This is a genomic window from Mucilaginibacter sp. OAE612 (assembly GCF_041806395.1).
In the GTDB taxonomy this organism is placed as follows: domain Bacteria; phylum Bacteroidota; class Bacteroidia; order Sphingobacteriales; family Sphingobacteriaceae; genus Mucilaginibacter; species Mucilaginibacter rubeus.
Window position 1 is genome coordinate 538,016 of the sequence record NZ_JBGMUW010000001.1, and the last position, 26,586, is coordinate 564,601.

Sequence of the window (26,586 nt, forward strand, 5' to 3'; positions counted from 1 at the left end):
CAACCCCATGGTATTATACACTATTAAAGCTGCGAAGGCATCAATAGTTGTTGCTAAAAGTTTAATCGCGATAAAGCAACAATCAAAAAAAGGATAATCTGATTTAAAAGTCAGTCGTTAATAATATTATAATCTCATTCTATGAAATTAGGAAAAGTAATAGCTCATATCCCCGCAAGAGGGGGAAGTAAAAGGGTACAGTCAAAAAACCTTAGGTACATGGATGGTAAACCAATGATTGCCTATAGCATTGAAAGTGCTTTAAGTTGTAACCTATTGGATGAGGTTTATGTGAACACCGATGATGATTCGCTTGCGGCAATAGCTGAAAGTTTAAATTGTAAAGTATACCGGCGCCCCGCATTATTGGGTGGTGACGACGCAACCGGCGAAGATTTTACTTATGATTTTATTAATGCCAAAAATCCGGATACACTGGTGCTTATTAATCCTGTTTGTCCTCTGATCCGGGAAGCTGATATCCAAGGTGCGCTCGAGGCATATTCGGCATCAGATGCAGACACCCTTATTGGATGTACACAAACACAAATGCAGTCATTTGTTGATAATGAACCGATAAACATTGTAGTTGACGGCCCGCTTGCCCCGTCGCAGAATAATAGGGTGATTACAATATGTAATTGGGCTGTAACTATATGGAACGCAAATGTTTTTAGAAAACTATACGAAAACAACCGAAGCGGATATTTTGGGGTGAACAGGCTTTTTTGGCCGCTTGACCCATTGGTAGCTGTGAAGGTAAGCGAGGAAAAAGATTTCAGGCTTGCCGAGGCGCTATTAATTGCCAGGAAATATCAGTCAACCCAAAATGCAACGCCCAAGTACTGGAGCAAGTAATTAAGGACACCATTGCATTTTGTCAACATAACAATTGTAATAAAAGAACGATAATTTATACTATGAAAATATTAACCTCGCCCTCGTCTTTTGGCCAAGTTGGAAATGAACCTGTAGAGTTGCTTCTCCAAAATGGTTATGAAGTAATCAATAACCCTTACGGAAGAAAGCTAACAGAAGATGAAGTTATAGAGTTGGCCGCAGACTGCATTGGTATAGTAGCCGGTGTAGAACCACTTACCGCCAGGGTAATGGATGCACTGCCTAAGTTGAAATGTATTAGCCGCGTTGGAATAGGCATGGATAGCGTAGATTTAAAATACGCAGCCGAAAAAGGGATTATTGTAACCAATACCCCCGATGGCCCAACCAGGGCAGTTGCAGAATTGACACTGGCTATGACACTGTCATTATTGCGAAAAATACCACAGGCTCATGCTGATCTTAAAAATAAAGTATGGAAAAAGCAGGTAGGCAACCTTTTTCTTAATAAAGTTGTTGGAGTTGTAGGTTTAGGACGTATTGGTAAACTGGTATCGCAACTGTTCAGGGGGATAGGGAACCCGGTAATTGGTTATGACCCTTACGCTGATGCTGCCTGGGCAACAGATAACGGAGTTGAATTGGTTGATTTTGATACATTGTTAACCAAAGCCGATGTCGTTACAATTCATGTACCAGGCAATGAAGACGGATCTGCGGTAATAGGTACTAAAGAGATTGATTTGATGAAAACAGGCGCGTTCCTGGTAAATATATCCCGCGGTGGTATTGTTGATGAAGAAGCTTTATATAATGCCCTTGCAGCTAATAAATTAACCGGAGCAGCTATTGACGTTTTCTCTTCTGAGCCATATTCAGGCCCTTTATGCGATCTGGATAATGTAGTGCTTACCCCTCACCTTGGTTCATATGCCGAAGAAGGAAAACTATTAATGGAAATTGACGCTGTTAAAAACTTAATTAACGCACTAAAATAATACATACTATGAATTACAAAATTGGTATAATAGGTTATGGTGTAATGGGAAAAATCCGGCACCAGGCTATCGATGAAATTAAAAAAGGCGTTGTAGTAGCTGTATCTGAGCCCAATGGAGAAACTGAAATAAAAGGTATCCCCAATATCAGCCATGAGGAAATTATAAATCATGCAGATATAGATGCGATCATAGTTTGCACCCCCAACTTTTTAAACAAAGATTTAACCATACGGGCCCTGAATGCCGGAAAGCATGTTTTTTGCGAAAAACCACCCGCTTTTACCGGTGCTGATATATTAGAGATACAAAAGGCCGAAGCAGCCAGCGGCAAAAAATTGATGTACGGTTTTAATCACCGTCATCATGATAGCGTTATGCATATCAAAAAGCTGATTGACAGCGGTGAATATGGAAAAGTATTATGGTTGCGTGGCCGTTACGGAAAAAGTGTAACCAGCGATTATTTTAACCAATGGAGGGCTAAAAAGGAATTAGCCGGCGGTGGTATCTTAATGGATCAGGGTATTCATATGCTTGATTTGTTCCTGTACCTCTCAGGTGATTTTGATGTTGTTAAAGCAGAGGTTTCAAACCTTTATTGGCACATGGATGTTGAGGATAACGCTTTTGTGATCCTTAAAGAATCGGCAACAGGCAAAGTAGCTTCATTACACTCTACCATGTCGCAATGGCGCCATTTGTTTTCGTTAGAGATATTCCTTGAAAAAGGTTATATGGTATTAAACGGCCTTATAACATCATCAATGTCATATGGCGAAGAAACACTCTCCATTGCCAAAAACAGGTCGACGGCGCCTGCGGCTACCTGGAAAGATGAAATAGTAACCAAGTATGTTGATAACAACAGCTGGCGTTACGAAATGGATCATTTTTTTGATTCAATTACTGCTGATAAGCCGATAGCCATCGGTAATTCGGAGGATGCTTACAAACTCATGCGTATCATAGATAAAGTATACGAACAAAAAGAATTTTAATTAGTAACAATAAGATAAAAATCTATTACAATGGAAAGACAAGAGAAAGTTAAAAACTACCTGGGTGATTATATCGCCCGTTTGACTGATATTTTAAATAAAATTGAAGTTACAAAACTTGAGCAGGTAATTACTGCTATGATCACCGCCTTTAAAAACGGCAATACCATTTATGTTGTTGGTAATGGCGGGAGCGCTGCTACAGCATCTCACATGCAGGCCGACTTCAGGTTCTTTGTTCGTTATTTCTCAAAGTTCCGCCCTAAGATTATCGCTTTAACCGATAACGTACCTATGATTACCGCAATAGGTAATGATAATAACTTTGACGATGTTTTTGTTGAGCAAATGCGCGGTCAGTTTGTTTCAGGCGACATTTTGATCGCTATATCAGCAAGTGGAAATTCACCAAATTTGGTGAAGGCTGCCGAGTTTGCTAATGAATTAGGCGGTACTACAATTGCATTCGTAGGCTTTTTGGGTGGAAAATTAAATGAAATATCATCTATACCACTGTATACACCAAACCCTAAAGGAGATTACGGCCCGATTGAAGACGTGCATATGATCTTAAATCATATAATAGTAAACTACCTTTCAACCGACGAGGAGTTTTTAGCACTTACTGCTAACTAATTATTCTTTATGGATAGCATATCTAACATAAAGATTGATCTGACTGGTAAAGTGGCACTTATAACCGGCGGTACAAGGGGCATTGGCAACGCGATAGCCGAACGCTTTCTTGAAGCCGGTTGTTCTGTAATTTTAACCGGAACTAATGCTTCCGAAATAGAGCGTTTAAATAATGAAAATACCGTTAAGAGGATCAGTTATTTACAGCTTGATTTCACCCGTCCTGAATCAGTTGAAAGGTTTTTGTTGAAACTGAATGAATTAGATAAGATAGATGTGCTTATCAATAATGCGGGGATTAACAAGGTTGCGCTCAACGTGGATACTACCGATGCCGATTTTGATTTGCTGCATAATGTTAATGTAAAGGGACCGTACGTGCTTTGCCGTGAAGTTAGCAAACTGATGAAAAAAAACGGTTATGGCCGCATTGTTAATATCACCTCTATCTGGAGCACTATTACCAGGCCGGGGCGTTCTGTTTACACCACCAATAAAAATGCCATTGTTGGGCTTACCAAAACGTTGGCAATTGAATTGGGTAAGTATGATATCCTGGTAAATGCAGTTGGGCCTGGTTTTACGCTTACGGAGCTTACAGCTACCACAAACTCGGCCGAAGATTTGAAAAAACTAACTGAAGTTATCCCTATGAACAGGATGGCTCAACCTGTAGAAATTGCTAACGTTGTACTTTTTTTAAGCAGCAATTTAAATAGTTATTTAACAGGTCAAAATATAATTGTTGACGGAGGATATACCAATGTATAATTTTAAAATAAAATCAATTGTTCACGATTACGGTGTTCAGTTTATAGATGATACGCAAGGAGTTTTACTTAAGGAACTTAAAGAAGGCGACGTAATTATCATTGATAACAAAATAAAGGAGCTATATAAAGATCTGCTTCAGCCTGTACTTGATTTGTATTGGCACATTGGCATTGATGCCTCCGAAAAAGTTAAGAGTTACCAGGGGGTAATGCCTATAATTGAAAGCCTGATAGATAATGGTTTCAGAAAAAATCATAGGTTGGTTGCCATTGGCGGCGGTATAACCCAGGATGCTACAGCGTTTATAGCGTCAATCATGTACCGTGGGGTTGATTGGTATTTTTTCCCAACATCATTACTTGCCCAGGGCGATAGCTGTATAGGAAGTAAAACCTCTATCAATTTTAATCAATATAAAAATCAACTGGGAGGTTTTTACCCGCCTAACCAAATATTTATTAACCTTGAATTTTTAGATACCCTTTCATTGTGGGATTTGAAATCAGGAATGGGCGAAATGTGTCACTATTTCATTGTATCGGGCGAAGAGGATTTTACAAGGTTTAAAAATGAATATGCACAGGCCCTAACAGATAAAAAAGTTTTAGCCGGTATCATTAACAGAAGCCTGGAAATAAAGAAGGGCTACATTGAGCGGGATGAATTTGACAAAAACGAGCGCCTTGTATTTAATTACGGTCATTCATTCGGGCATGCTATCGAATCATTAACTAATTATCGGATACCTCACGGAATTGCTGTAAGTTACGGTATGGATATGGCCAATTTTGTATCAGTAAAGCTTGGATACATTGATAATTCGGTGCGTCAAAACATAAGGGAGTTATTAAAACAAGTGTGGGAGGGAACTTCTATTACTGATATCTCGCTTGATAAATTTACGGTAGCATTAAGCAAAGACAAAAAGAACGTAGGTAAAACATTGGGCTTGATCCTTAATAAAGGTTACGGCAAAATATTCAAAGATTTAAGGCCGATGGATGAACAATTTGTTGGATGGCTAAACGAGTATTTTACAAACGAATTAAACTAATTATACAATGATAGTTGATAAATTAAAGAATATTGATACATATAAAGGCATTTCTGAGGATATATATGCTGGTCTTCAATATTTACAAAACGCCACTCCGGATATTGAAGTTGGTGTTTATAAAATTAACGATAACGTAAAAGCGATTGTTAGCGAATATAATACCGTTGAAAACTTTGAAAGGGGATATGAAGCTCATAAACACGTTATTGACATTCAATATCCTATAAGGGGCCTTGAAAGGGTTAAATGGTCGCCAATTGAAGGTATGAATGTAAATATTCCGTATAGTGAAGAGCATGACCGTACCTTCTATAAAGATCCATCAAGCCAGGGTACTCATGTTGATATAGGGAACGGAATATTTGCTATAATGTTTCCCGAAGACGGACACGGCCCTCAGCATTACGTTAATCAGCCAGAGTTTATTAAAAAAATTACTATTAAGGTAGCTATTTAGCGTGTTGGTAATCTGTTAACAGGTGCTATATATTAATCAACATTGTTGCTGCCCAAATTTCATGTTTAAAATAAATCTATCCCTATGAATATCCGCCTTTCACATATTATCTCACAAAATACGCCGTCGTACGGAAATAAGGATCGCGTATTTATAAGGGATAATTCGTCAATTTTAAAAGGCGAAACGGCAAATACGGCTTGCTGGATATTTTCAAATAACCATATAGGTACCCATATCGATTCGCCTTTTCATTTTTGCCAGGACGGAAAAAAGACTTTTGAAATACCCCTGGAAGAATATTTTTATAAAAACGTTGTTACGGTAGAGATTCTTTGCAGCGAGGCAAAATTGATAAACATCAGTGATTTTGAAAATTTACCACCAATTAATAAAGATGTTGAGCTTTTGCTGATACGTACTGGATTTGAAAATTACAGGAATGACGATAAGTACTGGAACGATAACCCTGGGTTGGCGCCGGAACTGGCAGATTACTTCAGAACCGAATACCCTGAACTAAGATGTGTAGGCTTTGATTTTATATCCCTTACTTCATGGAAGTTCCGACCACAGGGAAGGGAAAGCCACAGGCAGTTCCTTTGCCCGGGCGGCGATAAGAAAAGTATTCTTGTAATAGAGGATATGGCGTTAAACGAAGCGTATCATGAATTTGAATGGGTAATTGTAGCCCCTTTATTTGTGGAAGATGGAAATGGTGGTGCTGTAACAGTTTTGGCAAAAAAGCGGGAATCTTAAGCACTGAAAAAATAATTACAGCTTGATCAAACATTATGGCATTAGGAAATATTAAACGTTTATTAACCCTGAAAAGGAGCGATGTTACCCTATCACGGATAAGTAAAGCGATTTGGAGAAGGATTGCTGATATACCTCAAAAAGTTATTTGGGCTGCCCCTTTTCCATTCACAAAAGCAAACAGGAGCGGTATTGAGCAATTTAAAAATATACATGCCGGTAAACGGTGTTTTTTAATTGCCAATGGCCCAAGTTTGAAGCATATCGATTTTTCACTATTGAAAAATGAATATACTATAGGCTTAAACCGGATTTATTTAATGGAAAAAGAAACTGGTTTTTCGCCTACATATTTAGCATGTATCGATATAGAAGCACAGTTATCTCAATTTATTGATGACTATGATAATTTACAGTTGCCATGTTTTTTCAATTGGGATTATAGACACAAGTTTTCAAAAAGAAAAAATCAATACTTTATAAAAGATAAATTAACACCTGAATTTTCTACAAACATCGCCAGGCAAGGATATGGTACCGGCCAGTCAGTTACTTATATGGCAATGCAGCTGGCGTTTTATATGGGGTTTAACGAGCTATATATTATAGGAAAAGATCACTCATATAATACCAATGCGAAATCAGGGGCAACTATTAAAAGTACAGGAAAAGAAGACAATCATTTTATAAAAGGGTATTATAAACCTGGAATGACATGGTTTGCGCCGGATTTGCAAAGCGAAGAATTTGCCTATAAATTGTCTCGGAAGGCGTTTGAGCAAGATGGACGGATAATTAAGGATGCCACAATTGGCGGGAATTTGCAAATATTTGAAAAAATTGATTTTTACTCATTATTTCCCTCAAGAAATAAAGGATAACACCTTACGGGGCATAAGTAGTTAACAGATTTATCACATTGGCAATTGCAAAAAAGATAATTTATCGTAAATTACAGTGCTTTAATTTCAATATTTTCCGTGTTTTAAATTAAATTTGTTAAAAGTTTAATCAAAAAAGGCGGCCTTTAGTAATAAAAAATATTAGCTGCATGAAAATAAATACCATATGAAAAATATATTCAACACTATAAGTTGTCTTGGCTATACTGTTTATGCTGACTCATTGAATAAGGTTTCTATAAAGGAGAAAGCCTTAATTTCAACCATTAATCAATATTCATATTGTATTGCTAAAGAAGATGTTGATTTTAAAGAATCTCTTAAAAAATCTGAAATACTGCTGCCCGACGGTGTTGCTATTGTTTGGGCTACAAGATTGCTGACCGGGAAACGAATAAAGAAAATTGCAGGAGCCGATATACATAGCTATTTGTTAAATGAGGCAAATTTGAATAATGGTTCATGTTTCTATCTCGGTGCAACAGATGAAACTTTAGGAAAAATCATAAAGCGGGTAAATGATGAGTATCCTAATATTAAAGTTGGGTCATATTCGCCCCCGTATAAACCGCAATTTAGCGACAGCGATAATAAGGAAATGCTTAAAGCCATAAATGATTTTAAGCCGGATGTACTATTTGTTGGTATGACAGCCCCAAAACAGGAAAAATGGGCCTATGCTTTAAAAGATCAAATTGATGCAAATGTAATTTGCTCGATAGGGGCAGTATTTGATTTTTATGCAGGAACAGTAAAACGACCAGGTAAGCTTGCAATTAACCTGGGAATGGAATGGCTGCTGAGATTATTGAAGGAGCCAAGGCGCTTATGGAGACGTTACTTATATTATGGGCCGATTTTTTTGTACGAAATATTTATGATCAAATTTAAAAGGAGGGTTATTCCTTCGTAGCCGGCTTCTTTTTGCTTAACTGTTTAATTTTAAGTAATAGTTGCCTAACAGAAATTATTTGAAATAGAGGTTCCGTTTGTAGTATTTAATAAAAGAAAATATAATGAAGAAAATTGCTTTAATCACAGGGATAACAGGCCAGGACGGTGCCTATCTAACCGAACTACTATTGTCAAAAGGATACGTGGTACACGGTATAAAACGCCGCAGCTCGTTATTTAATACAGATAGGATTGACCATTTATATCAGGATCCGCACGATGATAATAAAAATATGATCCTACATTATGGTGATCTTAGCGACAGTACTAACCTTATCCGCATTATTCAGCAAGTACAGCCCGATGAGATCTATAATCTTGGGGCTATGTCGCATGTTAAGGTTAGCTTTGATACTCCCGAGTATACAGCTAATGCTGATGGTATTGGTACTTTAAGATTGCTTGAAGCAATCCGGATTTTAGGGCTTGAAAAGAAAACCAAGATATACCAGGCTTCAACATCTGAACTTTATGGACTGGTACAAGCAGTTCCTCAATCAGAAACCACTCCATTTTACCCTCGTTCTCCGTATGCAGTTGCAAAAATGTATGCGTATTGGATAACTGTAAACTATAGGGAAGCTTATGGAATTTACGCCTGCAACGGTATTTTATTTAATCATGAAAGCCCATTGCGTGGTGAAACTTTTGTGACCCGTAAAATTACCCGCGCAACTGCAAAAATTGCTATGGGGTTGCAGGATAAATTATTTCTGGGCAATCTGGATGCTCAAAGGGACTGGGGACATGCCAAGGATTATGTGGAGGCCATGTACCTTATATTACAGCAGGAAGTTGCTGAAGACTATGTTATCGCCACTGGGGTAACTACCAGGGTTCGCGAATTTGTAAGGTTGGCATTTGCTGAAGTTGGTATCGAGATTGAATTTAAAGGTGAAGGTGTTAACGAAGTTGGATATGTTGTTAGCTGTAATAACCCTGATTTTCAGATCGAAATTGGTAAGGAAGTAGTAGCGGTCGACAAAGCGTATTTCCGCCCGACAGAAGTTGATTTACTTATCGGCGATCCAACAAAATCTAAAACAAAATTAGGTTGGGCTCCTAAATATGACCTGCAGGGATTGGTTAAAGAAATGGTTGCGGCTGATGTGGATTTATTCAGAAGGGAAAAGTTATTGAAAGAATCAGGATACAGCATTAAAAACCAATTTGAATAATATGGATAAATCAAGTAAAATATACATCGCCGGTCACAGGGGGATGGTTGGTTCAGCCATTCAGCGAAAGCTCGAAAAGGAGGGTTTTACTAACTTTGTTACCCGTAGTTCATCTGCACTTGATCTAAGAGACCAAAAAGCGGTAGCTGATTTTTTTGAACAGGAAAAACCAGATTACGTTTTTTTGGCTGCAGCAAAAGTAGGAGGTATTGTAGCCAATAATGTTTACCGCGCCGAGTTTTTGTACGATAATCTGCAAATACAAAACAACATCATCCATCAATCATACTTGAATGATGTAAAAAAGCTGATGTTTCTTGGTTCAAGTTGTATTTATCCTAAACTTGCTCCTCAACCATTAAAAGAAGATTACTTATTAACGGGTTTGTTGGAAGAAACGAATGAGCCTTATGCAGTTGCAAAAATTGCCGGAATAAAGATGTGCGATGCATACAGGGCTCAATATGGCTGTAATTACATATCAGTTATGCCTACAAATTTATACGGGTTTAATGATAATTACCATCCTCAAAATTCGCATGTTTTGCCGGCACTGATACGTAGGTTTCATGAAGCCAAAGAGCAGGAAGCGCCGTTTGTAACCATTTGGGGAACGGGTTCTCCGAAACGGGAATTTTTATTTGCCGATGACCTTGCCGAAGCATGCTATTATTTAATGGAGAACTATAATGAACCCGGTCTTGTTAACATTGGCACGGGTGAGGATATATCTATAAAAGATTTGGCATTGCTTGTTAAAAAAATTATCGGTTATGAAGGAGAGATTACTTTCGATGTTTCTAAACCAGATGGTACACCAAGAAAATTAATGGATGTAACCAAGTTGAGTGAAGCCGGATGGAAATATCATACCGGCCTGGAAGATGGAATTAAATTTGCTTACCAGGATTTTTTGAGCAAAGAGGGTGAATTTGCTCAACGTTAAATGATTCCGTTTTATAACGCGCTTTAACTATATGCCGCTTGCGGCAGTTATTTCAAAAAAAGTTTGCCTTTTTATAAGGCAAACTTTTTTTTTGAAGATTTTGGGGGCTTTCTGGATTTGTTATTAGGATGGCGATTATATAATAATGTCTCCAAAATTTGCTAAAACGCCCCACGGTTTTCGTGAGGCGTTTTCTGAAGTAATAAGTTATTTAGATATGAGTTGCCGGGCAGCATTAACCATAGCGGCAACCGCTGGTTTAGGCTTCAAATTATCATCTAATATATTGGCGTGCATCTTGCCAAGGGGATTTCCTGTTAATTTGTTTTTGTATTGAGTATTTGTCGAGCTGGTTGGGTCCCATTCGCCCCATAATATTATAGCATCGCATTTTTGGGCCTTAATGCAGGCTGAAATTACGCCGGCAAATAATTTTCCTTGCTTATCAAAATCAACCTGGGTTGGTGAACCGATAATTGTTGGCCTGAATAAAGGTGGGTCAACTGGTGATGTAGTTGACATAATTGCGTCTAACTCAGTTATTTCGCTTGTAAGGCCAATAGCTGCAAACCTGTCCATGTTTTCAGTTAACTCGCTAAATGGATGGTTATATCCCTGATACAAATGAGTTTGGAAACCCACGCCATTAATAGGAACGCCTTTATCTTTTAGTTGTTTAACGATATTAAACCATCTGTCCATTTTAAAACCTTTGTATTCAACGTTAAATTCGGTCCAATAGAGTTTCGCTGTAGGATCAGCTTCGTGCGCCCATTCAAATGCTAATTGAATATAATCAGTAGGGTCATTTGAACCGGGCTTGTGAATTACATTCCATATTGGTAAGTTACTTCTAAGTCCGTTTGGCAACGAATATTTTGGATTAAAATCGGGGCTGTCACTCATCGATTCATTGACAATGGCCCATGAAAGCACGGCTCCCGGATATTTATCCCTATAATGGCGCATTACAGCCTGGATATGATTTTTTAGGATATTTTTAAGCTCATCGGGCGTAAAGTTTCCTTTTTTTACCCAATCAGGCACATACCACCACACAGGGCTTTGCATTTGTATTTTGGCGCCATGCGCTACAGCAAAGTCTGCAACTTCATCAATGCCCCTAAAATCATACTGGCCATTTTTGAGTTCCACATGATGAAACCAGGCAGGCACGGTATACAGATTAAAATACTGGTTAATTTGTGTTAAGAAGTTCGCCGGACGCGGAGCTGCGAGTTCAACATCTTCGTTCCCCAAAAAATCGCCAAAATAAATGCCTTTTTTAATTAAAAGTTTTTTCAGGGTGCTGGGATCTGAACTATCCTGAATATCCTCTTTTTTTGCCAGGCTTGCAATGGCATTGCGGATAGGTTTTTGTTCTGGTTGTTTTTGTTCTGGTTGCTTTTGTTCCTGTGTGGTTGCACTTAATTTGTCATCCTTTGAGTTAACCTCGTTGTCTGCTGATTTTAATTCAGGGTCAGCTACTGTGCGCTGTTGTTGAACCTCTCGCTCTTTGAAATAGAGATTGATACAGAAGAACAACAAAAAAAGACTAAGTAATGAGATAATTATGTGGGAACGATATTTATTTATTTGCATGCTATCAATTAATTATTTGTTAATCCTTTTTCTTTTGTAAATGCCTTTATTTAAGACGTAATAAACGATTTTTGTATGAATTAATTATGAATGTTATTTAAGTATTTCGTGCAATCCACTGTAGCCTGATTAAGAAGAAGGTGCAAATTAACGTAACTTGAATTACTTTTTTTAACATTTGCGGCTGCATAATTTTTGCTATAATGAGAAACTTAAGTTTTTTGCCATCGTAAGAAGTATAACTATTATTGATGTAACCAGGGTTTTATTAAGCCGTTAAAAGACTTTTTGAATGATTATCGGCTTTGATTATAGATCTATTAGTTAATATTGCATAAATTTTAATGTGTTTTGTCAATTATATCAAATTATAATGACCACACATTACTGTGTTTATAAGGGAAACATATGACTATAATACCAACCCCGCTTGAGGGATGTTTATTAATAAAACCACGTATTTTTAATGATGACCGCGGTTATTTTTTTGAATCGTTTAATCAACAGCGGTTTGCTGATGCTACGGGCTTCAATGTCAATTTTGTACAGGATAATCAATCCTATTCAACTAAAGGTGTATTACGTGGCCTGCACTTGCAGAAAGGTCGGTTTTCGCAAGCTAAGTTGGTTAGGGTAACCAAAGGCGAAGTATTAGACGTAGCTGTCGACCTGCGCAAGGGATCGGCAACTTATGGGCAATATCATGGAGTGCATTTAACCGAACAGAATAACGAGCAATTTTTTATTCCCCGTGGATTTGCCCATGGCTTTATTGTATTGAGCGATGAAGCTGTATTCCAGTATAAATGTGATAACTACTATAACAAAGAGTCAGAAAGTGGTCTGCATTATGCCGATCCTGATTTAAATATTGATTGGCAGCTCAGCGGGAGCGATGTGCTGGTATCGGACAAAGACCTTGAACTGCCCTTTTTAAAGGATGCTCCTGATTTTGGGTTCTAATTTTTATCCTGGTTTAATCAAAAAATAACACTTCTAAAAAATGCAAAATATCATCGTATTTGGAGCATCAGGACAATTGGGTAACTGCTTAAAGAAAGTTGCAGGCGAAAGGAAAATAGATTATATCCATTTCCTGCCCGAAGAAGAGGCAGACATTTTGCGGGACGATTTGCTCGATATTGTTTTTGAAAAATATAAACCAACGTTTGCTATCAATTGCGCTGCTTATACCGCTGTTGATAAAGCGGAAGACGAAGTTGACCTGGCCCGGGCGATCAATAAAACCGGGGCCGCAAATCTTGCCAGGCATTGTAAAGCATATGGTGCTACCCTTGTGCAGATCTCAACTGATTTTATTTTTAAGGGAGACGTGGCATTGCCACTCACAGAAGAAGCCATTGCTGAGCCTATCAGTGTATATGGCCTTACCAAACTGGAGGGAGAACAGGCAATTGCGGAAATTCTTGATGAACACTATACAATTCGTACAAGCTGGCTATACTCCGAGTATGGCAACAATTTTGTAAAAACCATGCTAAGGCTTGGGGCCGACCGTGATGAGCTTAAGGTGATTGCAGACCAGGTGGGCACACCCACATATGCTATTGACCTGGCAGAAGCAATTTTAACTATCATAACAGCTGGCAAAAAAGCATATGGTATTTATCATTACAGCAATGAAGGGGTAACCTCATGGTATGACTTTGCCAAAGGCATCTTTGATATTTCAGGTACTGATGTTAAAGTACTCCCAATACGCACATCAGAATATCCAACGAATGCGCAACGACCGGCATATTCGGTACTGGATAAGGCTAAGATCAAAGCTACGTTTAATATAGAGATCCCTTACTGGCGCGACAGCTTAAAAGCTTGTATTAAAAAATTGGCTGCCGCACAATAAACAATGAGTTTTAAAAAAAATAAAATGCCAGGCTTTTCTTACAAACCTGGCATTTTTTAGTTTTTCCCCAAATAGCTTACAGGAATGTCCCAGCTGCTACCGTTTCATTAGTTGATTCATCAACCAGTATCAATGAGCCGGTAATACGGTTTTTGCGATACTCGTCAAACACTACGGGTTGAGTGGTGCGTAAACGGATCTTCACCATTTCGTTCATCTTAATATCAGTATTTTCTTCCTGCTTTTCAAGCGTATTGATATCAAGTTTATAATAAACTTCCTTAATGATCGACATTACCTCGCGGGTGGTGGTTTTGAGGTGATATTTAGCACCTGGGCGCGGGCTGCGGGTTGCCATCCAGCAAATCATGGCGTCAAGGTCCTGGCTCACCTGCGGTTCGCTGTCATCTTTTACAATCATATCGCCGCGGCTTACATCAATATCATCCTCCAAAGTAATGGAAACCGACATTGGTGCAAAAGCTTCCTCAACCGGGCCCGAATAGGTATCGATAGATTTTATAGCCGATGTTAGCCCTGACGGCAATACAGTGATCTTATCGCCAGGCCTGAAAATGCCGCCTGCTATCCGGCCGGCATAACCGCGGTAATCATGATATTCAGCCGCATGAGGACGGATCACTGTTTGCACCGGGAAGCGGGCATCAGAGTGGTTTTCATCACTGGCAATATGAATAGTCTCCAGTGTATGTAACAGGCTTTCGCCTTTGTACCATGGCATGTTTTCCGAATCGTTAACCACATTGTCACCAGCTAAAGCACTGATAGGTACAAAACGGATATCGGTAACATCAATTTTTGCTGCAAAAGCTTCATATTGTTCAACTACTTTGTTAAAAGCCTCTTCGCTGTAGTCAACCAAATCCATTTTGTTCACACAAACAATAATGTGTGGTATTTTTAATAGTGATGCAATAAATGAGTGGCGGCAGGTTTGCTCAACCACGCCTTTGCGGGCATCAATAAGTACCAGGGCAAGGTTTGCGGTTGAAGCGCCGGTAACCATGTTGCGGGTATACTGGATATGGCCGGGGGTATCGGCTATAATAAATTTACGTTTGGGCGTGGCAAAATAGCGGTAGGCCACGTCAATGGTAATGCCCTGCTCGCGCTCCGAACGTAAACCATCAGTTAATAATGAAAGATCAACATGCTGAAGCCCTTTTCGTTCGCTCGATTGTTTTACAGCCTCCATCTGGTCTTCAAAGATGGATTTCGAATCGTATAGCAAGCGCCCTATAAGGGTGCTTTTCCCATCGTCAACACTACCTGCTGTAGTAAAACGTAATAATTCCATTGTGGTGGTATGTTTTGCTCCGGGCTTGACTGCCTGAAGGCTCATTGAATCAAATTTAAAAATAACCTTGTTTTTTCCTGTCTTCCATTGATGTATCCGAGCGTTTATCGTCACTTCGGTTACCGCGTTCGGTGCTGCGGGTTGCTGATACTTCAGCAACTATCTTCTCCAGCGTATCGGCGTCTGATTCGATGCCGCCGGTGATGGTGATATCGCCCAGGGTACGAAAACGCATGAGTTTGTTTTCGATAGTTTCACCCTCCCTAAGCTGTAAGAACTCTGAAGCGGGCAGCCAGGTATTATCGCGGTAAACCGCGTTACGCTGGTGTGCAAAGTATAATGAAGGTATAGCTATATTTTCCTGCAGAATGTAGTTCCAGATATCCATTTCGGTCCAGTTACTGATCGGGAACACACGGAAGTGTTCGCCCATGCGCTTGCGGCCGTTAAAGATATTCCAGAGCTCGGGGCGTTGGTTTTTAGGATCCCACTGGCCAAACTCATCGCGGTGACTGAAGAAACGTTCTTTAGCACGGGCCTTTTCTTCATCACGGCGTGCACCGCCGATAGCGGCATCAATCTTATTGCTTTCGATGGTATCAAGCAGGGTTACTATCTGCAACTCGTTGCGGCTGGCGTTGATACCGCTTTCCTCAACTGCGCGGCCTTTGTTAATTGATTCCTGAACTGAGCCTACAATAAGTTGTACGCCAAGGTTTTCAACCAGCTTATCCCTAAACTCCATAGTTTCAGGAAAGTTATGACCGGTATCAATATGGATTAGGGGCATTGGGATTTTAGCGGGCCAGAATGCCTTTTTTGCCAGGTGTGTTACAACAATAGAGTCTTTCCCGCCCGAAAACAGGATGGCAGGACGATCAAATTGTGCAACCACTTCCCTGATAACGTAAATGGCCTCTGATTCTAATTCCTGCAGATGAGTAAGATAATATTTATGCATGTTAACAATGAAAATCCGCTAAATCCACCTAAATAGTAGTTTTTAACGTTCAAACTGCAATAATAACAATTTTATGCTAATGTTGAGGGGATTAAATGGATTTTGCTTTTGAAAAAGGCTTGTTGCCTGGTACATGGTTTATGTTCAAAATAATCAGATAAAATATAAGTTTGCATATTGAACAATAAATACCAACTTTATACCTGATAGCATTGTTCAATAGTATAATAATGGGTGCTGATATTACGGGAGCATTATTATATACTAACTTCGGGATGTTTACTTAAAAATTAGTATAATCAAATATGAAAGGCATTATTTTAGCAGGAGGGTCAGGCACCCGGCTTTATCCTATAACCAGGGCAATCAGTAAACAACTGATGCCTATTTATGATAAGCCTATGATATACTACCCGCTATCGGTTTTGATGCAGGCGGATATCAAAGAAATTCTGATCATTACTACAGCCGAAGATAATCCCGGTTTTAAGCGGTTATTGGGCGATGGTACAGAGTTAGGCTGTAAATTTGAATATGCTATACAGGAAAAGCCTAACGGACTTGCCCAGGCTTTTGTTATTGGCGAGCAATTTATAGGCGATGATAAAGTAGCTTTGATATTGGGCGATAATATATTTTATGGTACCGGATTTAACGAATTGATCCGCAGTTTTAATGATGTAGATGGCGCAGCTATTTTTGCCTATCATGTGGCCGATCCTGAACGTTACGGTGTGGTTGAGTTTGATGCCGAATTCAGGGCCTTGTCAATTGAAGAGAAACCTTTGCAGCCAAAATCGAAATTTGCAGTACCCGGCCTTTATTTTTATGATAATTCGGTAATTCAAATAGCTAAAGATCTTGAACCCTCACCCCGCGGTGAGTATGAAATTACCGATGTTAACAAGTTTTACCTTGAACAGGGTAACCTGCATGTTGGCGTTATGGATAAGGGAACAGCCTGGTTAGATACGGGTACGTTTGATTCATTGAGCGATGCTACCGAATATGTGCGCGTGATCGAAAAACGCCAGTCAACAAAAATCGGATGTATTGAGGAGGTTGCTTACCGCCGTGGGTTTATCAATGACGATCAGTTGCGGCTGTTAGTTAACAAGTATATCAAAAGTGGTTACGGCAAATATTTACAAAGCCTGCTGCCGCAATAAAATAATTATGCGGAAGTTTCAATGGCTTTGACCATCTGGTCAATAACATCGGGAACACCGGCATCAAACCAAACAAAATCTTTATCTTTTCTGAACCAGGTAAGCTGCCTTTTGGCAAAGCGCCTGGTATTTTGTTTTATAAGCAACAGCGCTTCGTCAACGCTGGTCTTGCCATCAAAATGATCAAACAGCTCAGAATAGCCTACTGTATTTAAAGCATTAAGCTCCCGGTAGGGCAGGAGGCTTTTTACTTCTTGAATAAGGCCTTGTTTAACCATCAGATCGACGCGAAGGTTTATACGCTCATATAGTTTTTCGCGGGGCATATCAAGTGCCAGTTTGATAATATTAAAAGGTCTTTTATTTACAGTAGCGTTGCGGTAAGATGAAAATGGTTTACCTGAGGTTTCAAATACTTCCAACGCCCTGATGATACGCTGAGGATTATTAAGGTCGACCTGGGTGTAATAATCCGGGTCGACCTGTTGTAGTTGTTTTTGTAATGTAGTAATTCCTTCCCTTTCCAGTTGTTGGTTTAGTTTTTCACGGACTGAAATATCGGCTACGGGCAAGTCATCAAAGCCTTCACAAATAGCTTTAATGTACAAACCCGATCCTCCCGCCAGGATCACCTTATCATGTACTTTAAAAAGTTCATCTAAAAGCGCAAGCCCCTGTTTTTCAAAATCGCCAACAGAAAAACTTTCGGATATGGAGTGCGAATTGATAAAGTAGTGTTTGGTCGCAGCCAACTCGCTTTCATCAGGTTTGGCAGTACCAATACTCATCTCCCTGAAAAATTGTCTCGAATCGGCAGAAACCACCACAGTATTGAAATGCTGCGCCAACTTAATAGCTGCAGCTGTTTTCCCTACTGCAGTGGGACCGGCAACTACAATGAGGGTTTTATTACCCTGCGTCATGTTCATAAGCCTAAGCTTTACTCATATCAAAAATGTCGGTAACTAAATATACTTCGTTCCGAACTTATTTTTTACATCGGCCACAACCTGCTTGATGTTCTGTTCCTGGTCGCGGGGGCAAATGAGCAGGGAGTTGTTCGATTCTACTACTATATAATCATGCAGCCCCTGCAATATTACCAGTTTTTCGCCCGGCACGTTTACCATACAGTTTGAAGAGTCATACATGATCACTTTTTCGGCAGGGATAACGGCATTACCTACATAATCCTTTTCGGCCAGGTCATATATTGATGCCCAGGTACCCAGATCGCTCCACCCAAAATCCGAAGGTAATACATACACATTATCTGCTTTTTCCATAATGCCGTAATCTATCGAGATATTGACGCATTGCTGGTATACATTGTGAACGTGAGGTTTCTCTTTATCCGAATTGTACACCGGCTTCGCATCAGCAAATATTTCGTGCATTTCGGGCAGGTACTGGCTAAAGGCCTTAACAATAGTTTTGGCCGACCAAACAAAGATGCCGGCGTTCCATAAAAAGTCGCCGCTTTGAATAAAGGTTTTAGCTATTTCAAGAGTGGGTTTTTCGGTAAAGGTTTTTACTTTATGAAACTCATCATTGATAACGTTATCAGTGTATTGGATATATCCGTAACCGGTATCGGGCCTTGATGGTTTAATGCCCAGGGTTATCAGATAATCATTTGAAGCAGCGGTTTGCAATGATTTTTCGATAGCGGCAACAAAAGCATCCTCATCCAGGATCTGCTGATCAGAAGGGGCCACAACAATGGCGGCATCGGGGTTAAGACTTTCAATTTTAAAACAGCCATAGGCAACACAAGGTGCGGTGTTTCGCATTACCGGTTCGGTAAGGATCTGCTGATCCTCCATATCGGGCAATTGTTGTTTTACAAGTTTGGTGTAGTTTTCGTTAGTAACAACGTAAATATTTTCTTTGGGGCAAACTTTCAGGAAACGTTCGTAGGTATTTTGTATTAAGGTTTTACCGGTACCAAGTATATCTATAAACTGTTTGGGGTGCGATGTACGGCTTATCGGCCAAAAGCGGCTTCCAATTCCTCCGGCCATAATTATGGCATAGTAATTTTTGTTATTCATTGATAAATGGGGGTAAATTATTATGAGCTGGTTAAAGTATCAAAACAAGTGAGACAGCCTAACATAAAAAACGAGTATATAATTTATATACTCGTTTTTTATGATTAATAATCGTCGCTACTGCTACGGCCGGGCCTTTCATCATCATCAAAGCCTTCGTCATCGCTAAATTCATTGCCGAATTCATCTTCCTCCTCTTCTTCTTCGCCGCCGCTGTGTTTTTCTTCCGGCAGATCATCGGTGTCGGTAACTTCCGAAAAATCTTCAGCATCCTCCGGGTTAAAGGCCATTTCGTTCAAAAAGTCGAAGTCTTCGGTAACAGGCGGTAAAACGGTAGCATTAAATGCATTGCCAAATTGTTTAGGCGCTTCGCCAACTGATTTTACAACGGCAGGGTAAGTAGTACCCGGTGTTTCATCTAAAATGATCTTCATCAGTTCCACATGAAAATCAAACGGGCGGTCGAAATTGAATGTATAGTAAAATTTTTGGTGCGGATCATCAATAAAACTCAACAGCTTTACTTTATTCATTAATGATACACCACGGTCAATACGCCTTTGGTTAGGCAGGTAAGTTATTTCTTCACCTTTAGTCCACTGATCATTGCTGATATAAAATGATGAAGGAAATTCCGGATTATAACCGGTTGACTGATGAATTGCGCGGTGAAGATCTTCGAAAGTTTGATTTGATTTTACATCAATTTCTCTCGTAACGTCATCGTAGTCTTCAAAAGTAACCCTGAACCTGTATACTGCCATTGCTTATTGTAGATTTTGGACAAAAATAATAATGTTTTAATTTAATTTGGGGTAGTCACAACTTTTAAGCCAATTTCAAGGCCCTTGCTTATTGTAAAGCTTAACGCGGCCTCACGATTGTTAGGAATTTCGCCTTCCAATATGGCTTCGCGGATCTGATTTTTGATTATTCCCACCTCGCGGCCTTCTTTTATACCGAACATGGTCATGATATCGTTACCGGTAACCGGCGGTTGCCAGTTACGGATGCTGTCGCGTTCTTCAACATCTTTTAATTTTTGTTGAACAAGCTCAAAATTGTTACGATATTTTTTAACCTTATATTCATTTTTGGTGGTGATGTCTGCTTTACACAACAACATGAGTGCTTCAATATCGTCTCCTGCCTCAAAAAGCAAACGCCTCACTGCCGAATCGGTAACTATGGATTGTGAAAGTACGATGGGCCTTAAATGCAGCTGCACCAACTTTTGAACCTGCTTCATTTTTTCATTAAGCGGCAGCTTAAGCTGGGTGAAGATCTTGGGCACCATGCGTGCGCCCCGGTCTTCATGACCATGAAAAGTCCAGCCGTGGCCGGGCTCAAAACGTTTGGTGGCGGGTTTGGCTATGTCATGCAGTATAGCAGCCCAGCGTAACCACAGATCGTCAGTAGTTTCGCAGATGTTGTCAAGTACCTGAAGGGTATGGTAAAAGTTATCCTTATGGCCTTTACCATCTACATAGTCAACCCCGTAAAGGGCTACCATTTGCGGGAAGTGATCTTATGCAGCAGCCCGGTATCAAACAAATAATTAAAGCCGATTGATGGTACCGGCGACAGGATGATCTTGTTCAGTTCATCGGTAATGCGCTCCTGCGATATGATGCTGATCCTGTCGGCAGTGGTTTTAATGGCTTCAACAGCGATATCATCAATCCTGAAATTAAGCTGGGTAGCAAACCTGATGGCCCGCATCATGCGCAGCGGATCATCAGAAAATGTTTCGTTAGGATTAAGCGGTGTGCGGATCAGCTTGTTTTGCAGGTCGGCAATGCCGTTAAAGGGATCAAGCAACTCGCCAAAAGTATCCGGGTGGAGGGAAATGGCCAGCGCGTTGATGGTAAAATCGCGGCGTTTCTGGTCGTCTTCCAAAGTGCCGTTCTCCACAATTGGCTTGCGCGAGTCGCGGCGGTATGATTCTTTACGGGCGCCAACAAACTCTATCTCCAGATCGCGGTATTTGAGCGAGGCAGTACCGAAGTTTTTATAAACCGCCAGTTTAACTTTAAGTGTATTGGCAACAATTTCGGCAAAAGCTATCCCGTTGCCAATAATCACGATATCAATATCTTTCGACGGGCGGTTCAGGAAAATATCGCGCACAAAACCACCTATAGCATAGGCCTGTACATTTTGTTCGCCCGCCAAACGGGATATAACAGAAAATACGGGATGCCTGAGGTGTTGTTGCATAGTTTGATGCTTAAAAACGCTAATAAGGGTACAAAGGTAAGATTAATTGGTAAAATGCCCCGGTAAAGTCGAAAGTCTTAAGTCGAAAGTCCTAAGTGGGAAGTCTTAAGTATCTTCCCACTTAATAAACAAAACTTTCAGACTTCAGACTTCAGACTTTGAACCTCATACTTCCGACTTTCTGCACGATGGGGGGTTAACAGGGTTAACACAATTTAAATTATTTTGATTTAAATAATTGATAGTCAATATATTAAATGTATAGAGGGGTTACGCCAAAGATTTTCCAAAAATGTTTCTGTCAAAAGATATTTTCAAAAATGCCTTTTTTAACTAATCACTAATCTCCAACCTCTAATTTCGCGTTAACGACGCAAAAACTCAAACCGCCCATCAGGGGCCAACCTCATGATGGTTGACGGTGTTTTGATCTCTTTGCTATGCTGCTCTAAATCAACAACGTAATCAACGCCATCAATAATTTCCTGGTCTATCTGCGAAAAATATTGTGGCGAAGGTTTCCCGCTGATGTTAGCTGATGTTGACACCAATGGTTTGCGTAAACGCTGAATCAACTGCTGGCAAAAAGGGGTGTCTTTTACAACCCTGATCCCCACACTGCCATCGGCGGCAATTAATGCCGGAGAAATGTTTTTAGCGCCCGGCATTACCAGTGTTAACGGGTTTTCTGCGTATTCAATCAGTTCAAAGGCCAGCGGGTTTACTTCACTGATATAGCTTTCCAGCTTGTTTTCAGTATCCAGCAAAATGATCATGCTTTTGGCCTCATCGCGCTGTTTCAGGCGATAGATCTTTTGAATGGCTTCGGTGTTGGTGGCGTCGCAGCCTATGCCCCAAATGGTATCGGTAGGGTAAAGGATGATGCCACCCTCTTGTACAATTTTAAAAGCCTTGGCTACTTCGTCTCTAAGCATGGTTCAGAATATTTTGGTAAAGCTGCATTAATTGCCGGCTTAGTTTATCATTAGTAAAATTGGCTGCGTAAGCGCGGCCTTTGGTGATCATGGTTTGCCTTAAGCCATCATCACTAAGCACCTGGTTTAGTTTTTCGGCAAGACCGGCATCATCATCCGGGTTTACATAAAGACTGCCCGGCCCGCCTGCTTCTTCGAGGCAGGAGCCTGTTGCTGCTATAACCGGCGTGCCGCAGTTTAAAGCTTCTAACACCGGTATACCAAAGCCTTCGTACCGTGATGGGTAAACAAATACTGATGCCAGCTGATAAACAGCAGGTAACTCTGCAAAGGTAACGTCTTTTAAAAATATTACCCGGTGGTTTAAGTTATTAGCTGTTATATATGTTTTAACCAATTCTGTGTATCGGGTTTCTTTGCCAATTACTACCAGCGTTATGTCATCCACATTTTTTAACGCCTTAACGGTTAACAGCAGGTTTTTGCGTTCTTCAATAGTGCCAACGCTCAATATAAAGCGGTTAGGCAGCTTATATTTTTCTTTTACTGCCGATTTTTGCGCGGCGGTTTGTTCAATTGCAAATGAAGGGTCACATCCCTGGTAAATAACTTCTATTTTTTTGGGGGCGATGCTGAGCAGGTCGACAAGGTCATCCTTTGTTTTTTGGCTTATGGCGATAATTTGATCCGCGACGCGGCAGGCATGTTTAACCTTAGCGAGGTAAATGCGGTAGTTAACCGCACCAAAATGTTTTGGATAACGCATGAAGATGAGGTCATGCATGGTAACAACCGACTTAATGCCGGTATGTTCGATTCCTGAAGGCAACTCGTGACTTAAACCATGGTACAATTCAATACCATCACGTTTTAAAACTTTGATAATTCCTTTACTACGCCACCATGAAGTGAACCATTTGCTTTTTGGGGTAACAGTGCGAATGCTGGGATAATCGCCAATGAAATTAAGCCGTGGATTAGCTTTGGCCTTTGGCGTATATAGATATAAAAGGTTGGATAGATTGAGCGATGCTATGCCTTTAATTAACCAGCGGCTGTAATTACCCAAGCCGGTATTATTGTAAAAAGCCCGTTTAGCATCGTATCCTATCTTCATTTGGGTGTTAGATTTGAGATGTGAGATATGAGACGTGAGAATAAAATAAGCTGCATTCGACAGTCTTAATCTCACATCCCAAGGCTCACATCTTTATTTTAAATAAGGGATAAAAGAAAGCGATATGTGCGCAGTCTCAAATCTCCTATCTAACATCTCATATCTAAAATTACACCGCTACGTTGTTTTCACGCAGGGCGTCATTTAATGACGTTTTTTTGTCGGTTGATTCCTTGCGGGTACCGATGATGAGGGCGCAAGGCACCTGGTATTCGCCGGCAGCAAACTTTTTGGTATATGAACCCGGAATTACCACCGAGCGGGCAGGTACGCGGCCTTTATATTCAACCGGGGTGCTGTGGGTAACATCAATGATTTTGGTTGATGCGGTTAATACCACGTTTGCACCTAATACAGCTTCATGTTCAACATGTACGCCCTCAACAACAATGGCACGTGAACCAATAAAGCAGTTATCTTCAATAATAACCGGGGCAGCCTGTAGCGGTTCTAAAACACCACCAATACCAACACCACCGCTTAAGTGTACATGTTTGCCAATCTGCGCACATGAGCCTACAGTAGCCCAGGTATCAACCATGGTGCCTTCATCAACATAAGCGCCAATGTTTACGTACGATGGCATCATGATAACACCTTTGGCCAGGTGGGCACCGTAGCGGGCAATACCATGAGGTACCACGCGAACGCCGGTTTGCTTGTAATCCGTTTTGAGTTTCATTTTGTCATGAAAAACAAAAGGGCCGGTTTTAATTTCTTCCATCTGCCTGGTCGGGAAATACAAAACAACCGCCTTTTTAATCCACTCATTTACATGCCAGCGTGTGCCAATGGGTTCGGCCACACGGATCTCGCCTTTGTCCAAACGGTCAATAACGGTTTCAATGGCGTTGGTGTATTCATTATAGTTCAGCAGGTTCCTGTCTTCCCAGGCCTCTTCAATCAGTTTTTTAAGATCTTGCATTGGTGAAATTAAACTTTTGGCAAATTAAAGGATTTTTAAGGAAATATGTTTTAAAAGATTGTATATCATGAAGTGAAGGGGGGATTCGATCAGGATTTGAAACAAGCAGGAAATCAAATAGAATTATACCACCGGTTGCCTTTAACTTAGGATTGTATGAGTGATACTTCGGAAAATCTGTGAGTATAACCGACGTGTTGCGTATAATATTTTGACTTACAGAGCCTTGTTTTACACACATTTATACAATATCCGGACAATCGATGGGTAGCTATATAAAAAACATTAAGTAAGCCTTAATTTTATGTAAACGGAAACCAACGTTTAAACTAATTAGGTGTCAAAGCCTTCCGGACAGCGAGTGTCGGGGAGGCTTACTTTTTTTATTTCAACGGGCGCTTATAGGTATAATTCCGGGGTTGGTATAATAGGATTTTTGGGTAAATAAATTGATTTTAAAAGAGCGTTTATTTATTGTTATTTGTTAATGTTGTTGGTAAATAAGTTTATAAAACAGTAAACATTAGCACTTTACTTATCGTATAACTGCTTATTATATCAATCTGTTAGCTTAGCTGAATATTGGTATAATTGTTTTAACCTTTTAATTTATTGCTGTTAACAAATTATTCCCAATATGACCCCTTTAGTACTATTTGCAGTTATTTTGCTTTCGGTGGCACTGCTGCTTATCTTAAGCGTTTTGTTTTTTAGTTTACTCAAATACATCCAAAGGCGCTATTATCCACACTGGAAATTTCCGGATTATGTTAGTGTTGGTTATGCCGAATACCTTTATCATAAGTTCATTAAAAAAGACCTGCCCAAGTAAATTGTAAAAACGAAGTTTTGCGGTTGTTGATTTGCCAGCATATTAAAAAATGTTGTGTTAATTAGCCCTTGTGACTGTGAATCGTAATTTTTATAAAGACGTATTATTTGGTGTAGCCGTTGGCGACGCACTGGGTGTTCCTGTTGAATTTAAATCGCGGGAAGACATTGCTAAAAAGCCGGTAACTGATATGACCGGTTTCGGTACTTATGGACAGCCGCCGGGTACATGGTCGGACGATAGTTCGTTGACTTTTTGTCTCGCCGATGTTTTAGCAGATGGTTATAGTTTGCAAAAAATTGCCGATAGTTTTGTTAACTGGTTATATAACGAACAATGGACTGCGCGCGGAGAGGTGTTTGACGTAGGCATGGCAACCCGAGTTGCTATTGAACGGGTTTTACACAAAGTACGGCCCGATCTGGCCGGTGAGTTCGATGAATCATCAAATGGCAATGGTTCGTTAATGCGGATTCTGCCTCTACTATTTTACATAAAAGATAAGCCTGTAAAAGAGCGTTTTGCCATCGCAAAAGAGGTATCATCTATAACACATGGACATGTGCGTTCGGTAATAGCTTGTTTTTATTACCTGGAGTTTGCCCGTAGCTTGCTGGCAAATAATGATCCTGAATCTGTTTATCAGAAAGTAAAGACTGAAGTGTCTTCGTTTTTAGAGGGAACAACTATTAACCCCGATGAGATAGCCTTGTTTGACAGGTTATTGAAAGGCGATATTTACATACTGCCTGTAACTGAAATACAAAGTAGCGGATACGTACTGCATACTCTTGAAGCGGCAATTTGGTGTTTGTTAACCACAACGAACTATAGTGAAGCCGTATTAAAATCTGTAAATTTGGGCCTTGACACCGATACCACCGCAGCGGTAACGGGTGGATTGGCTGGTTTAATTTATGGTTTTGAAAGTATTCCCGAACATTGGGTACTTATGCTTGCCCGGAAAAACGATATTGATGCATTGGCCGAACGCCTGGCCGGTAAATATGAAAGGAATTGATTT

Annotated in this window: 26 protein-coding genes and 1 pseudogene; 17 read left to right on the forward strand and 10 right to left on the reverse strand. The window is 40.1% G+C overall.

Annotated features, from left to right (window positions below; genetic code table 11):
- Positions 1-141 precede the first annotated feature (141 nt).
- From ABID99_RS02365 to ABID99_RS02420, 12 genes are all read left to right on the forward strand, one after another.
- On the forward strand, positions 142-858 hold the full coding sequence (locus tag ABID99_RS02365) for a cytidylyltransferase domain-containing protein (protein ID WP_188833325.1): 717 nt from the start codon (positions 142-144) through the stop codon (positions 856-858).
- Between the two features lie 62 nt (positions 859-920).
- Positions 921-1,838 carry a phosphoglycerate dehydrogenase gene (locus ABID99_RS02370; protein WP_090528619.1) on the forward strand — a complete coding sequence of 306 codons (918 nt, stop codon included), beginning with the start codon at positions 921-923 and terminating at the stop codon, positions 1,836-1,838.
- Between the two features lie 8 nt (positions 1,839-1,846).
- Positions 1,847-2,839 carry a Gfo/Idh/MocA family protein gene (locus ABID99_RS02375; RefSeq protein WP_090528616.1) on the forward strand — a complete coding sequence of 331 codons (993 nt, stop codon included), beginning with the start codon at positions 1,847-1,849 and terminating at the stop codon, positions 2,837-2,839.
- A 30-nt stretch (positions 2,840-2,869) separates the two neighbouring features.
- Positions 2,870-3,475 (forward strand): SIS domain-containing protein, encoded by a 606-nt coding sequence (locus ABID99_RS02380; protein ID WP_090528613.1) that lies wholly within the window; start codon positions 2,870-2,872, stop codon positions 3,473-3,475.
- Between the two features lie 9 nt (positions 3,476-3,484).
- On the forward strand, positions 3,485-4,246 hold the full coding sequence (locus tag ABID99_RS02385) for an SDR family NAD(P)-dependent oxidoreductase (protein WP_188833323.1): 762 nt from the start codon (positions 3,485-3,487) through the stop codon (positions 4,244-4,246).
- The gene (locus ABID99_RS02390) at positions 4,239-5,303 is read left to right on the forward strand and encodes an AroB-related putative sugar phosphate phospholyase (cyclizing) (RefSeq protein ID WP_188833322.1); all 1,065 of its coding nucleotides are present in this window, start codon (positions 4,239-4,241) and stop codon (positions 5,301-5,303) included. The genes ABID99_RS02385 and ABID99_RS02390 overlap by 8 nt, the downstream gene beginning before the upstream one ends.
- Positions 5,304-5,310: 7 nt before the next feature.
- Positions 5,311-5,763: a YhcH/YjgK/YiaL family protein gene (locus ABID99_RS02395; RefSeq protein ID WP_090528604.1), complete on the forward strand. Its 453-nt coding sequence runs from the start codon at positions 5,311-5,313 to the stop codon at positions 5,761-5,763.
- Between the two features lie 84 nt (positions 5,764-5,847).
- Positions 5,848-6,522 (forward strand): cyclase family protein, encoded by a 675-nt coding sequence (locus tag ABID99_RS02400; RefSeq protein ID WP_090528601.1) that lies wholly within the window; start codon positions 5,848-5,850, stop codon positions 6,520-6,522.
- 35 nt (positions 6,523-6,557) lie between these two features.
- Positions 6,558-7,403: a 6-hydroxymethylpterin diphosphokinase MptE-like protein gene (locus ABID99_RS02405; protein ID WP_090528598.1), complete on the forward strand. Its 846-nt coding sequence runs from the start codon at positions 6,558-6,560 to the stop codon at positions 7,401-7,403.
- Positions 7,404-7,590: 187 nt separating this feature from the next.
- On the forward strand, positions 7,591-8,337 hold the full coding sequence (locus ABID99_RS02410; protein ID WP_090528594.1) for a WecB/TagA/CpsF family glycosyltransferase: 747 nt from the start codon (positions 7,591-7,593) through the stop codon (positions 8,335-8,337).
- A gap of 103 nt (positions 8,338-8,440) precedes the next feature.
- Positions 8,441-9,556, forward strand: coding sequence for a GDP-mannose 4,6-dehydratase (gmd, locus tag ABID99_RS02415; protein ID WP_090528591.1), 1,116 nt, complete (start codon positions 8,441-8,443; stop codon positions 9,554-9,556).
- Between the two features lies 1 nt (position 9,557).
- On the forward strand, positions 9,558-10,502 hold the full coding sequence (locus ABID99_RS02420; RefSeq protein WP_090528588.1) for a GDP-L-fucose synthase: 945 nt from the start codon (positions 9,558-9,560) through the stop codon (positions 10,500-10,502).
- Positions 10,503-10,709: 207 nt separating this feature from the next.
- On the opposite strand, the gene ABID99_RS02425 is transcribed toward ABID99_RS02420, so the two are convergent.
- Positions 10,710-12,104 (reverse strand): endo-1,4-beta-xylanase, encoded by a 1,395-nt coding sequence (locus tag ABID99_RS02425; protein WP_373612723.1) that lies wholly within the window; start codon positions 12,102-12,104, stop codon positions 10,710-10,712.
- 408 nt (positions 12,105-12,512) lie between these two features.
- Between ABID99_RS02425 and rfbC the strand changes: the two genes are divergently transcribed.
- Entirely contained in the window at positions 12,513-13,067 is a 555-nt protein-coding gene (gene rfbC / locus ABID99_RS02430) for a dTDP-4-dehydrorhamnose 3,5-epimerase (protein ID WP_090528581.1), read from the forward strand.
- A 40-nt stretch (positions 13,068-13,107) separates the two neighbouring features.
- Entirely contained in the window at positions 13,108-13,971 is an 864-nt protein-coding gene (gene rfbD, locus ABID99_RS02435) for a dTDP-4-dehydrorhamnose reductase (protein ID WP_090528578.1), read from the forward strand.
- 76 nt (positions 13,972-14,047) lie between these two features.
- Here the strand turns inward: rfbD and cysN are convergent, their stop codons facing one another.
- Positions 14,048-15,334 (reverse strand): sulfate adenylyltransferase subunit CysN, encoded by a 1,287-nt coding sequence (gene cysN / locus ABID99_RS02440; protein WP_090528575.1) that lies wholly within the window; start codon positions 15,332-15,334, stop codon positions 14,048-14,050.
- Between the two features lie 10 nt (positions 15,335-15,344).
- On the reverse strand, positions 15,345-16,250 hold the full coding sequence (gene cysD, locus ABID99_RS02445) for a sulfate adenylyltransferase subunit CysD (RefSeq protein WP_090528572.1): 906 nt from the start codon (positions 16,248-16,250) through the stop codon (positions 15,345-15,347).
- Positions 16,251-16,555: 305 nt separating this feature from the next.
- Here cysD and rfbA point away from each other — a divergent pair, with 305 nt between their 5' ends.
- Complete coding sequence (gene rfbA / locus ABID99_RS02450) at positions 16,556-17,419, forward strand: glucose-1-phosphate thymidylyltransferase RfbA (RefSeq protein ID WP_090528569.1); 864 nt, start codon at positions 16,556-16,558, stop codon at positions 17,417-17,419.
- 5 nt (positions 17,420-17,424) lie between these two features.
- Here the strand turns inward: rfbA and miaA are convergent, their stop codons facing one another.
- From miaA to ABID99_RS02485, 7 genes and pseudogenes are all read right to left on the reverse strand, one after another.
- A complete protein-coding gene (gene miaA, locus ABID99_RS02455; RefSeq protein ID WP_373612724.1) occupies positions 17,425-18,348 on the reverse strand; it encodes a tRNA (adenosine(37)-N6)-dimethylallyltransferase MiaA in 924 nt (307 codons plus the stop codon).
- A gap of 36 nt (positions 18,349-18,384) precedes the next feature.
- Entirely contained in the window at positions 18,385-19,473 is a 1,089-nt protein-coding gene (locus ABID99_RS02460; protein ID WP_188833318.1) for a mannose-1-phosphate guanylyltransferase, read from the reverse strand.
- 104 nt (positions 19,474-19,577) lie between these two features.
- Positions 19,578-20,237, reverse strand: coding sequence for a hypothetical protein (locus ABID99_RS02465; RefSeq protein WP_188833317.1), 660 nt, complete (start codon positions 20,235-20,237; stop codon positions 19,578-19,580).
- A gap of 41 nt (positions 20,238-20,278) precedes the next feature.
- Positions 20,279-21,693 (reverse strand): annotated as a pseudogene (locus ABID99_RS02470) (CCA tRNA nucleotidyltransferase).
- 365 nt (positions 21,694-22,058) lie between these two features.
- Positions 22,059-22,628 (reverse strand): L-threonylcarbamoyladenylate synthase, encoded by a 570-nt coding sequence (locus ABID99_RS02475; protein ID WP_091166671.1) that lies wholly within the window; start codon positions 22,626-22,628, stop codon positions 22,059-22,061.
- Positions 22,621-23,745 carry a glycosyltransferase family 4 protein gene (locus ABID99_RS02480; protein WP_373612725.1) on the reverse strand — a complete coding sequence of 375 codons (1,125 nt, stop codon included), beginning with the start codon at positions 23,743-23,745 and terminating at the stop codon, positions 22,621-22,623. The genes ABID99_RS02475 and ABID99_RS02480 overlap by 8 nt, the downstream gene beginning before the upstream one ends.
- Before the next feature lie 169 nt (positions 23,746-23,914).
- On the reverse strand, positions 23,915-24,730 hold the full coding sequence (locus ABID99_RS02485) for a 2,3,4,5-tetrahydropyridine-2,6-dicarboxylate N-succinyltransferase (protein ID WP_090528546.1): 816 nt from the start codon (positions 24,728-24,730) through the stop codon (positions 23,915-23,917).
- Positions 24,731-25,367: 637 nt separating this feature from the next.
- Here ABID99_RS02485 and ABID99_RS02490 point away from each other — a divergent pair.
- Positions 25,368-25,562 (forward strand): hypothetical protein, encoded by a 195-nt coding sequence (locus tag ABID99_RS02490; protein ID WP_090528540.1) that lies wholly within the window; start codon positions 25,368-25,370, stop codon positions 25,560-25,562.
- Positions 25,563-25,638: 76 nt separating this feature from the next.
- Positions 25,639-26,583, forward strand: coding sequence for an ADP-ribosylglycohydrolase family protein (locus ABID99_RS02495; protein ID WP_373612726.1), 945 nt, complete (start codon positions 25,639-25,641; stop codon positions 26,581-26,583).
- Positions 26,584-26,586: the final 3 nt, after the last annotated feature.

Bases quoted from the DNA above. Each gene is read 5' to 3' on its own strand.
- gmd (WP_090528591.1), top strand. From the start codon at position 8,441: ATGAAGAAAATTGCTTTAATCACAGGGATAACAGGCCAGGACGGTGCC.
- ABID99_RS02490 (WP_090528540.1), top strand. From the start codon at position 25,368: ATGACCCCTTTAGTACTATTTGCAGTTATTTTGCTTTCGGTGGCACTG.
- ABID99_RS02390 (WP_188833322.1), top strand. From the start codon at position 4,239: ATGTATAATTTTAAAATAAAATCAATTGTTCACGATTACGGTGTTCAG.
- ABID99_RS02465 (WP_188833317.1), bottom strand. From the start codon at position 20,237: ATGGCAGTATACAGGTTCAGGGTTACTTTTGAAGACTACGATGACGTT.
- ABID99_RS02385 (WP_188833323.1), top strand. From the start codon at position 3,485: ATGGATAGCATATCTAACATAAAGATTGATCTGACTGGTAAAGTGGCA.
- ABID99_RS02485 (WP_090528546.1), bottom strand. From the start codon at position 24,730: ATGCAAGATCTTAAAAAACTGATTGAAGAGGCCTGGGAAGACAGGAAC.
- ABID99_RS02375 (WP_090528616.1), top strand. From the start codon at position 1,847: ATGAATTACAAAATTGGTATAATAGGTTATGGTGTAATGGGAAAAATC.
- rfbC (WP_090528581.1), top strand. From the start codon at position 12,513: ATGACTATAATACCAACCCCGCTTGAGGGATGTTTATTAATAAAACCA.
- ABID99_RS02405 (WP_090528598.1), top strand. From the start codon at position 6,558: ATGGCATTAGGAAATATTAAACGTTTATTAACCCTGAAAAGGAGCGAT.
- ABID99_RS02365 (WP_188833325.1), top strand. From the start codon at position 142: ATGAAATTAGGAAAAGTAATAGCTCATATCCCCGCAAGAGGGGGAAGT.
- ABID99_RS02480 (WP_373612725.1), bottom strand. From the start codon at position 23,745: ATGAAGATAGGATACGATGCTAAACGGGCTTTTTACAATAATACCGGC.
- ABID99_RS02420 (WP_090528588.1), top strand. From the start codon at position 9,558: ATGGATAAATCAAGTAAAATATACATCGCCGGTCACAGGGGGATGGTT.
- cysD (WP_090528572.1), bottom strand. From the start codon at position 16,250: ATGCATAAATATTATCTTACTCATCTGCAGGAATTAGAATCAGAGGCC.
- cysN (WP_090528575.1), bottom strand. From the start codon at position 15,334: ATGAGCCTTCAGGCAGTCAAGCCCGGAGCAAAACATACCACCACAATG.
- miaA (WP_373612724.1), bottom strand. From the start codon at position 18,348: ATGAACATGACGCAGGGTAATAAAACCCTCATTGTAGTTGCCGGTCCC.
- ABID99_RS02395 (WP_090528604.1), top strand. From the start codon at position 5,311: ATGATAGTTGATAAATTAAAGAATATTGATACATATAAAGGCATTTCT.
- ABID99_RS02400 (WP_090528601.1), top strand. From the start codon at position 5,848: ATGAATATCCGCCTTTCACATATTATCTCACAAAATACGCCGTCGTAC.
- ABID99_RS02460 (WP_188833318.1), bottom strand. From the start codon at position 19,473: ATGAATAACAAAAATTACTATGCCATAATTATGGCCGGAGGAATTGGA.
- ABID99_RS02380 (WP_090528613.1), top strand. From the start codon at position 2,870: ATGGAAAGACAAGAGAAAGTTAAAAACTACCTGGGTGATTATATCGCC.
- rfbD (WP_090528578.1), top strand. From the start codon at position 13,108: ATGCAAAATATCATCGTATTTGGAGCATCAGGACAATTGGGTAACTGC.
- ABID99_RS02425 (WP_373612723.1), bottom strand. From the start codon at position 12,104: ATGCAAATAAATAAATATCGTTCCCACATAATTATCTCATTACTTAGT.
- ABID99_RS02370 (WP_090528619.1), top strand. From the start codon at position 921: ATGAAAATATTAACCTCGCCCTCGTCTTTTGGCCAAGTTGGAAATGAA.
- ABID99_RS02475 (WP_091166671.1), bottom strand. From the start codon at position 22,628: ATGCTTAGAGACGAAGTAGCCAAGGCTTTTAAAATTGTACAAGAGGGT.
- ABID99_RS02410 (WP_090528594.1), top strand. From the start codon at position 7,591: ATGAAAAATATATTCAACACTATAAGTTGTCTTGGCTATACTGTTTAT.
- rfbA (WP_090528569.1), top strand. From the start codon at position 16,556: ATGAAAGGCATTATTTTAGCAGGAGGGTCAGGCACCCGGCTTTATCCT.